Source organism: Acidiplasma aeolicum (assembly GCF_001402945.1).
Lineage (GTDB): Archaea > Thermoplasmatota > Thermoplasmata > Thermoplasmatales > Thermoplasmataceae > Acidiplasma > Acidiplasma aeolicum.
In genome coordinates this window covers 17,757-27,759 of record NZ_LKBG01000286.1, presented here as the reverse complement: position 1 = coordinate 27,759, position 10,003 = coordinate 17,757, and the positions used below count along the sequence as shown (strand labels likewise).

The 10,003-nt window shown below is 30.2% G+C and carries 9 protein-coding genes; 5 read left to right on the top strand and 4 right to left on the bottom strand.

Features of this window, described 5'->3' with window-relative positions; translation table 11 throughout:
* The 4 genes from AOG54_RS09185 to AOG54_RS09170 form a co-directional block, all read left to right on the top strand.
* Positions 1-356: GNAT family N-acetyltransferase (locus AOG54_RS09185; RefSeq protein WP_084795545.1), on the top strand; the 356-nt coding region annotated here is incomplete at its 5' end.
* Positions 357-409: 53 nt separating this feature from the next.
* Entirely contained in the window at positions 410-1,441 is a 1,032-nt protein-coding gene (locus AOG54_RS09180) for a hypothetical protein (protein WP_048102140.1), read from the top strand.
* Complete coding sequence (locus AOG54_RS09175) at positions 1,425-2,249, top strand: hypothetical protein (protein ID WP_048102139.1); 825 nt, start codon at positions 1,425-1,427, stop codon at positions 2,247-2,249. Before AOG54_RS09180 ends, AOG54_RS09175 begins: the two co-directional genes overlap by 17 nt.
* Positions 2,212-3,609, top strand: coding sequence for a hypothetical protein (locus AOG54_RS09170; RefSeq protein WP_156324237.1), 1,398 nt, complete (start codon positions 2,212-2,214; stop codon positions 3,607-3,609). The genes AOG54_RS09175 and AOG54_RS09170 overlap by 38 nt, the downstream gene beginning before the upstream one ends.
* Here AOG54_RS09170 and AOG54_RS09165 read toward each other — a convergent pair.
* The 3 genes from AOG54_RS09165 to AOG54_RS09155 form a co-directional block, all read right to left on the bottom strand.
* Positions 3,593-6,031, bottom strand: a complete 2,439-nt coding sequence (locus tag AOG54_RS09165; protein ID WP_048102137.1) for an ABC transporter substrate-binding protein — start codon at positions 6,029-6,031, stop codon at positions 3,593-3,595. The two genes, AOG54_RS09170 and AOG54_RS09165, sit on opposite strands and share 17 nt — an antisense overlap.
* Positions 6,032-6,214: 183 nt before the next feature.
* On the bottom strand, positions 6,215-7,795 hold the full coding sequence (locus AOG54_RS09160; RefSeq protein WP_055032639.1) for a signal peptidase I: 1,581 nt from the start codon (positions 7,793-7,795) through the stop codon (positions 6,215-6,217).
* Positions 7,792-8,037, bottom strand: a complete 246-nt coding sequence (locus tag AOG54_RS09155) for a hypothetical protein (protein ID WP_156150336.1) — start codon at positions 8,035-8,037, stop codon at positions 7,792-7,794. The genes AOG54_RS09160 and AOG54_RS09155 overlap by 4 nt, the downstream gene beginning before the upstream one ends.
* A gap of 461 nt (positions 8,038-8,498) precedes the next feature.
* Here AOG54_RS09155 and AOG54_RS09150 point away from each other — a divergent pair, with 461 nt between their 5' ends.
* Positions 8,499-9,581, top strand: a complete 1,083-nt coding sequence (locus tag AOG54_RS09150) for a sugar phosphate nucleotidyltransferase (protein ID WP_048102133.1) — start codon at positions 8,499-8,501, stop codon at positions 9,579-9,581.
* On the opposite strand, the gene AOG54_RS09145 is transcribed toward AOG54_RS09150, so the two are convergent.
* Positions 9,562-10,002 (bottom strand): TIGR00304 family membrane protein, encoded by a 441-nt coding sequence (locus AOG54_RS09145; protein WP_048102132.1) that lies wholly within the window; start codon positions 10,000-10,002, stop codon positions 9,562-9,564. The genes AOG54_RS09150 and AOG54_RS09145 overlap by 20 nt on opposite strands.
* Position 10,003 lies beyond the last annotated feature (1 nt).

The window sequence follows — 10,003 nt, the reverse complement described above, 5'->3', positions numbered from 1 at the left end:
ATGAGTTAACATTAATATGCCTCAATGGCTCAATGGTCATTGGTGTTTTAACATTGCAGAGGGGGCTTTATAAAAAAAACAGGCATACCGCCAATCTGGGCATAGCAATTAGATCTGGATACAGGCATATGAAGATAGGTACAAGGTTAATTCTTGAGGCACTGAAATGGGCAAAAAAGGAGGGCATAAAAAAGGTAAATCTGGAGGTATTTTCAACAAATGTAAATGCCATAAAGGCCTACAGAAAAATCGGATTTGAATACGAGGGCGTCAGAAAAAATCAGTTTATAATAGACAATAAATACGTTGATGATGTATTAATGACCTTTTTTACCGATACGCTGAATGAAAATTGATGGCATCCTGAAAAACATAAAAATTTAAATGTGGTTTTTGTATTGCGCATTTTATGTGGAAAAAAGCCTGTAAAACACTGTTAATAAAATATCTTTCAGTTTTTATAGGCGTTACTCTTGTGCTTTTTATTATTGAAAAATTAATTCCGTCTTCATATATCTATGCAGATTATAACTCATTGTCCAGCGCAAATAACATTCTTGGATTAAACAAGCCTCTTTTTATACAGTATTTCTATTTTATATATGATTTAATAACATTAAGGCTCGGAAATACATCCAATTTGATATATTCTGGGAGTACCCATACAGGTATAATGGAAATGCTGCCTGAAACACTTTTTTTAATAATTCTGGCATTTATTGTTATACTTGTAATTTCATATAAAATAGGCTTCTTCCTTGGATTCAGATCCATGAAAGATCAGAGACTTGATATAAATATTTTTCCTGTAACTGTTTTATATTTTATTTTACCAATAGTTTTTATAGGTATACTTTCTGGGGTATATAGAATATTACCATACAGATATATAATGCCTGAATACTATGCAGCAAAATATTCATGGGTTATCTATGCAAACAACGGTATAATAATAACAAGGCCAACAGATATTATACTTTTTGATGCGATTATACATGGATCATTAGGATTCCTTTACTATTATTTATTAAGGTTTGTAATGCCGTTTGTCTCAATTATTATACCGGTGGCATTGTATCTTACCATATTTATTAAGAGGCTTACAACAATTGAATACAAAAAAAAATATGTTAGGATCAGAATTTTAAAAAATGTTGATGATGATAATTTTATTTATCATATTAAGAGAAATATAAGGTATATTATGCTTCATGAGTACAAAACAATCTTCGGAATTTATTTAAGTGGAATTATAATAGTTACATACATTTTTTCATACATGAATCTTGGTGAATTTTTTATATATTCAATAATTGATTTTCCTTCGGGATTGATGGGCATGCTTGGTTCAGCTTTCATATTCTCTTCAATGGTTATTGTGTTTAATTTAATGATGGATATAATGATACTTGGGGGCACAAAAAATGCAGAGGAATATTAGAAACTGGAACCTTGAACTTATTGTATTTCTTGCAGTATTCTTACTTTATATTATTTTTTACATTCTTGATGAATTATATCCCTATTATCTTGGTGTTAAAAGTATATACAGCCTTATTGAATTTAGTTACAATAAAACTTTATTTCCAAGCCCGCCAAAATTTTCTGATGGATGGCACTATTATTTTGGTACCTCAATATTTGGAATAAATTTACTTCCGGCAATGCTGGCCACGCTAAAACTGGATTTAACTTTAACATTTTCCTCGGTTTTTCTTGCCCTTTTAATAGGATTTATAATTTCCTTCCCCGGTTATTATTTAAGAAATAGGATTTATAGTAAAATAATAGGACTCTTTAATTTATCCCTATTCAGCATGCCTTATATGGTGTTCATATTAATATTAATGTACATTATAAGGCCGTCAATTTATGGCATAATAATAGGTGCAGGAATTTCATGGTTTCCATTTTATATCAGGCGCCTGATTAATCTTAAAAGACCTGATGGAAATTTAATATATTTAATAAAATATGTCTTTAAAAAATTGATTCCATATATATTTTCAGATATTGGAACAATGTATGCAATTATTAATTTAATTTTATTTTTTGGTATTTATACAGGCAATTTTTTGCTGGTTAATCTTGGTACATTAATGTATATTAACGGCAACGGAATTACTTATTTATCCATTGGGATGTGGTGGGTTGAAATGTTTCCAGTTATTTTTCTGTCATTATTCGTTCTTTCTGCCCACGGGTTAGGCTATGGCATCAGGAGGTCCGGAATCTATGGAAAGGAATAATCCTGTTATTAAATTCAATAACTTCTCGGCTATTAATAATAAAAACCTTAGACTATACGGATTAAACCATGAAATAATGGATAATGAAAGCGTACTTCTAATCTTTAATGATGAGAGAAAGGATCTGTTTATGTCCATTTTTTATCTTAATGCCGATGAAAATATTAAAGTATCAGGAACAATGGAAATTCTCGGTGAGGATGTCTCAGGTTTAATTAATAGAATTAAAAGATACAGCAAGAACGATAAAAATTTAATGGCCGCAGCATACTCGCTTAAAAATGTGTTTATAATACCTGAACACGCATGCGAACTGTTTGATAAAACCTTAAAAATTAAGGATCAAATAATAGATTTTATACCATATTCTGCAAGGGTAAGGATATTAAATGCTGTTTTAAGAAGGGAAACATTTTCTAGGGAGGATATTAAACTTTTAATGGATGGTTATAAAAAGTATCCTGATACTGAAAATTATCTTAGATACTGGGCAACAGAATACGGCGTTATTAATAAATTAAATGAAATAAAGAATGTACTTGAAAGATCAGAGGAGCCAGAAAATGAACTCATGGAGATTATGCTGCTCCAGAAAAAGGGCATAGATCTTGCAAATATAGTTGAATTAAGGGATTTCTATAGATTTAAGGATGATTATGTCAATATTTATTATAAAAAAAATTCTAAATATAATTACAGCTATGCAAGGGACAAGATTAGAATAGATATGGAGAAAAAAAATTTTAGATTTTTTAATCTTTTGCTCAGGATAAACAGGCATGGAATAGAACATGATCTTAACAGTGAAATAAACGCCTACATACTCGAATATTTAAAATATATTAATATAAAATCTGATACTTCAGAACTTAATAAATACCCCCATGAGGTGGACCCAGAACTGCTTAAGCATATACTGCTTGCTATTTATGCATTCTCCGATGTAAAATTACTTATTATTGAGGAACCTGGAGATGTGGATGGAAATTTACTAAAAAATGTAAATATATTATCAAAGACATTTAAATTTGCCACCCTGGCAGTGGCATCAGGACCAAGGGCTGTGATTCAATTTCCATGGGCATTCAATGATGTCTGCGTCATATATGCAGGCATGCCTGTGGAGAAAAATTCAACAGTAAAATTTAATAATGAGCAGCTGCACCCATTTTCCATGGATATGATGTCGGGAAGAGAAATAAGCAGGGAGGAGAACAGGGTTGGATGTCCATATTTCTGGAACTGCAAATATGCAATGGATATATGCAAGGACAATAAACCGGCATTCACAGATTATTACAACGGCAGGGTGGCATGCTTCCTATACTCGAGTTTAAAAGAAACTAATATAATGTATTAAATGTTATTATGTTATAATTTTTATTTAAAGAGTACCTAAAACCATAAATACTGGATCTATGAATATGTGTTATTGTTACATTTTCATTTGTGAATATATAAAGGTAGAGCATGCTGAGATTTTCCTGGGCATCGGTTATGTTCTTACTTGAATAATTAAATGTTAGTTTATTTATTGAGGCACTTAAATTTAACATAAGTTTGGTCTGATTTTTGTGGCTTTTATTGTACAGTCCTATGCTGAAACCGTTCTGATACATGTATGTTCCATTTTCTGGATTTCCAAGATAGCTAATTTTCTCGGTTAAATTCATATTTAAGGGTAAAAGTGATAGGTAAATAGGCATTGGATTATTACCATAAAATTCGTATGATTTCATTTTATCTCCTGTAACTGGAATTATTATTACCTTTAATCCTTTTATGACACCCTGCAAATTGTTAATATATCTAACAACCTCCGGGTCATTTATTATAGAATTGACAAATAATGGTATTTTTAATGTGGCGTTATTATAGAGAAATACACCACTTGAATTTTTTATATTATATTTATCACCGGCATTTAACACAAACTGATCCCACAGATGCTTGGAAAGTGTCAGGTTATTTCCTGGATATGCATTATAAAAAGCCTCCCTGACAGTTATATTTGAGAATAAATTATATGGCATATTAAAATAACCGTAGTTTCCAAGCATTGTTAGATTTACATTTGAATTAAAACTGTATATTTCGGAATATGTTACATTGCCCGATATTGAAATATTATTTATTGCACTGAACGCATTTGAATATTCATATGGCACAGAGGCCATCTGCAGTGCATTTAATCTTAATCCCTGCAGCCTGCCTGCCAGGGAAAGGCCGTAATATATTTTTATTATATCAAAATGCGGGATTGCATTATATTTTGTTCCCATGAAAAACGGGTTTCTTATAAGCGTGACAGCGTTTTTATTTAATGATAAAATTTCATAAGGGCCATCAGAGATGATGTGGTTTACAAAGTAACTGTAGTTTCCATCTTCATAGTTTGACCTGAATTTTTCTATTCCAGCGTTTGTAATATTTAGAACAGCACCATGCTGGATCATATAAGAGGCCGATGTAATAAATGCACCAGGAGATGTGAGTATTCTGTAAACTGTTTCATTGCTCATTGGATGGGTAAAATTTATTGTAACAGTGTTTGATGTATTGCTATACGATATTGCGTTCTTTATATTATTATATGTTACATTTGTATAATAGTTCCCAGGGATTACGTACTGAGCAAGCAGCCATCCTGGTGATTGGGGTGTTACATTGTCAAGGATTATGTCAGTTACAAGTGAATAATAAACATCATAGGCATTTACAGTTTCACCATTCTGAAACTTAAATGAATTTGATATTTTAAATATAAAGGTTTTGTTATCATTTTTTATTTCTGGGTAATCTGCTATATTTGGATAATACTTGCCTGAGGTCTGATTATAATAAAATAGGAATTCCTCGGTGTTCATTAAAATCTGCATATCCCCAGACGTATATGCAGTTTCTGGATTAAGATTGTTATATGGTGATGATGAGGCAAATGCAATGTATGGCATGTTCTTATCTATATAAATATGTGGGATTTTGGATGTTATAATAACATCCAGAAAATATTTTGATGATATGATATCACTAACACTTCCCGATGATGAAACGTTTCCAGAATATGTAACAAGCTCCATTGTATAATTTCCTGGTGCAGTATGATTAAAATTAAAAATTAAATTTTTATATACATATGATTTTGAACTGTGATCAAAATATGTATTAATGTTAAAAGTTTTTATAATATTTCCATTTTTAAAAAGATAAAATGTTCCTGAAATAAGGCTGTAATTAGGATCATCAGGAGGTGTAAATGATCCCGATATATTCATATTAGTATTAGGATAAAAAATATTTGAGTCAGGATTTATGGGTGACCTTGAATAATTATACACTGACAATATGCCCTGTGCCGTATAATTTGAAAAATAGTTAGAAGATACATAAACCGGTATATAATAATCTGGAAATAAAATACCTGAGGTAAAGACTGCAAAATAATGTATATAATATATTCCTGGATTTGTATAAATATGGCTTATGGTGATGGCTGTACCGGATGTGCTTATATTTGAGTTTGTATTATCCCCCCAGAAAATTTTCACGTATTTTGGGGGCTGATTGAGTTTAATTGTAATATTATATGGTGTGCCGGTGCTTACATAGTTGCCTGCTGATGCAATGGAAGTTTCAGGTGCAATTGGATGCGGATGTAATGCCGAGAGTATTGAAAATGATGATATTAAAAGGATAATAATTACAATTATAGCATACCATTTCCTCTTGGATGATCTAACCCTCTGCGGAAAAACTTTTGGTTCCGGTATGTTATAATTCATTTTAGGCTTATTTTAATTAAAATATTTAACTTTTCTTAATAATTGGAATTGGTTGCATAATTAATTTGCCATAAATTTGATCCAAATATAAATCACATCCATTCAATCATATTTAAAATTAATTGACTTTTTTAAGATTAAAAAGATCAATTTTTATTCTAGACTTTAGAGAAAAATTACAATTTAAACCAATACCAAGATGATTAATAAAAAGGATATTAGTACTAGATAAAATTCATGAAACTGATTATTATGTTTAACTCTTGGATTTAAATTATTAATGTAGGGAAATTCGCTTTTAATTTTATCATCCTGTTTTAAAATCTCCAATGTTTGTACCTTTCCTGTTATATATGTTAATTTTGCTAATACAACACCTATAATATCATCAGGGTATATTGTTTGAGCATCAATAGACGCGTTATTATCACCCTTGGCAAAAATTTTATCCCCCATAATTTTAATTATTCTATGGGTTACAATTCCAGAATTATTCAGTGGTGAATATATGGCGGATGTTCTATATGTTATTATATCACCAATACTTAATTCTTCTATGCTGTTAACTCTCTTAATAATAAGAATATCTCCCCCCTCTATGACAGGGGTCATACTTTTTCCCCTCGCTATTACATAAATGAGGTCACCATCTATTTTACCTATTTCATTATTAGAATTAAATATTGAAAATAGTGAATATAACATAAAATAATTGGAGAAGGTACCAAATAATATTAAATACCAAATTGATGAGTGTATTGTTTTTGCACCAACTAAACCAAATAAAAATAAAGAGATGAAAAAATAAAGGCTAAAATATTCTAGAGGGGACATGAAAGTTCCCCTGAATAACTTAAAAATAATGATGAAATCAACCACCAGAATATATAAATCAATAAAATAGAAGGCCTTAAGCCATACAAACGTGATGTTCCTAGTAATCAATAAAACTTCAATAGGCCATGCAAACAGAAAACTCATAAGGGACATAATAAGTCCAGAAATGATGTATTTTAAATATTTTTTAGGGAATATAAATTGCTTATTTTCTTTAATTGATTCCAATACAAACATGAATAAAATAAAAGAGGAGGCAGCGGCTATTATTGTTCCAGAAATTTCCAGAATAGCGTTTGGTAAAATATAATTAAAATATCCGCTTATAATAGCGCCTGCCAGTACTGGCATTGTAATTATAGCCATGAAATACGAACCGGCGAAGGTTGGAATATATAGAAATGGGCCACCCAATATTATTAATGAAAGAAATGCTAGATTATGTAAAATTATGAAAGACGAAGTATTTTTATAGACAGCTACAGGCTTCAAAAATTTATCTGCATAGGGCTTACTTCCAACCATGCTGAAAAATAAAGGTTTATATATCAATGCTAATGCAGAAATCACAATGGTAAAGGAAAAAATAAAAATAAATAATAGGAGAGAGTATATAAAATATGTACCTAACTCCTTTTGGTTTTTAGAAAAGAACTTACCCTTAAAATATAAAATTATTGGAAGGAGTGGAAATAACTCCAGTAATGCATATAAAGGCTTTAAATATCCTGTTTTATAATAATTCATTGACAAAAAGCTTAGATACAGTACCAATGCAATAAATATTTCTCTTTTAATTGTGGAAGAAAGTATGAATATAGATGTATGAAAAAAGGCCACAAAAATTATGGCAAAATATAAAACTAAAAAATAATATAAAAAATAGGAATAAATGTCATAATTTAAGCTTTTTATTTTCTTAGTCATGCTGATGCACCTGATATTGAAGCCGGTATCATCCATCCCCAAAATCCCAAAACATCGAGAACGGTATACCTGATAAAAATTATTGTTGTTCCGTCAATAAAGGCTTCATATCCTGCTGTGCCCAGCAGATATTTTATTGCAAATCCTGCAGGAAAAACCAGAGCACTGAGAGATAACTCAGCTGAAGAAAGTGATATGTGATTAGTAAAATAAAGAGCTAAAATGGCGCTATTTCCGTACAAATTTATACCACTTAATGTAATTGCCAACAAAGCAGTAAAAGATGAAAACAACACCGCAATGCCAATCCATCTATAGCTTCTATTTTTAGTCGTATAGTTATTCATAAATATTATAATAAATAATTGTATATATATCGATACTATTATTAATAAATAATTTATAAATAAATCTATTAGAAATAAATCCACGTATTTATATAAATGAATTTCTAGTAATCTTGTTCTGGTTTCTGTTAACCATGTTAACAAACACCTATAGATCTAATCTTTTTGATGCTAAAACTTTCTTCATATAAACCAATAACTATATGCTGGCAAATGCCTCAGAGACTGCTTTTTTTATAAAAATTATATGATTCATTTAAATCAACACGCATTAATATTCACTGGAATATTTAAATTTTACATTAAAATTATACATACATTAAAAAAATTAATAAGATAATATATTATTGGTATTCATGGTTTTTAAAGCAGTTGTAATGGCTGGCGGAAAGGGTACAAGGCTCAGACCAATAACATATTCCATTCCAAAACCAATAATACCTGTGGCCGGAAAGGCATGCATGTCATATCTTCTTGACTCTTTCTACAGGGCCGGAATAAATGATGTCATAGTCACAACAGGTTACAAATTTGAGGCCCTTATTAAAAGTATAATTGAAACAAAAAATTCGGATCAGAGCATATTGTTTTCCGTTGAAAAAGAGCCGGCTGGTACGGCAGGCAGCATAAAATTAATATCCAATTTCATAGATGATACCTTTGTTGTTGGCAGCGGGGATATATTATCTGATTTTGATATAAAGGATATTATCAATTTCCATAAAAAGAATAATGCCAAAATTACCATAGTTTTAACAGAGGTTTCTGACCCAAGCCAGTTTGGGATAGTGGAGCTTAAGAATAATAAAATAACTAAATTTTTGGAAAAGCCATCAGAATCGGAAACATTCTCACATATAGCCAATACAGGCATATATGTTATTGAGCCCGAAATATTATCTTACATTAAAACAGTGCCCTATGATTTCGCACGTGACCTTTTTCCAAGATTATTAAGAAAAAACATTGAAATATATGGTTATGTTGGGAAGGGCATATGGCTTGATACGGGAAGGCCCAACGACCTTATAAGGGCAAATCAGATAATGGTGAATAAATATGGAAAGGAATACAATGATGAACTTATAAAGGGAAAAAACATAATAGAAACATCATCCAAATTTGATTCATGCCAGATCTATAACAGTTATATAGGGAACTCAATAAAAATTGACAGGGATGTTAAAATAAAGAGCTCGGCCATATATGATTTTGTTAATATAGAAAAAAATGTTGAGATAGAGAATTCAATATTAATGCCCAATGTAACAGTTAGAGAGAATTCAAAAATAAAGAATTCTGTGATAATGAGGGATTGTGTTATTGGCCAGGATTCAGAAATTGTGGACAGCATAATATCACCAGAACTGGAATTAAAGGGTAAATCAAGAATATATAACGTATCACTGGCATCAAAGATTATAGAAGATGATATATAAAGAATATATAAAGAAGTATTATTATAACAACTATTATCATGGATATATAAATCATTTTTTTATCATTACCAAAAATAATTGGTATGGGCCCAACCATTATGAGGCCACCAAATGAATTTTTTTTATTCTTATCCTCATTTATTACATTTTTATCCTGATTTAAATTCTGATAGATATCATTATTATAGTAATCATCGTATTTATTTTCATATTCATTCCTTAAGACAAATATAGGGGATATAAAAAGCATTATAAAACCTATAAAAATTAATAAAAATGGTATTATTGAAACAGGATTGGTACTTATAATAAATGGAAAAAAGAGAAATAATCCAACCTTATCTATGCCCAGCACGGCGAAAATTAATGATAGTATAAATCCGGAAATTATTAATAAAAATCCTACCTTGTAGGTTTTCATA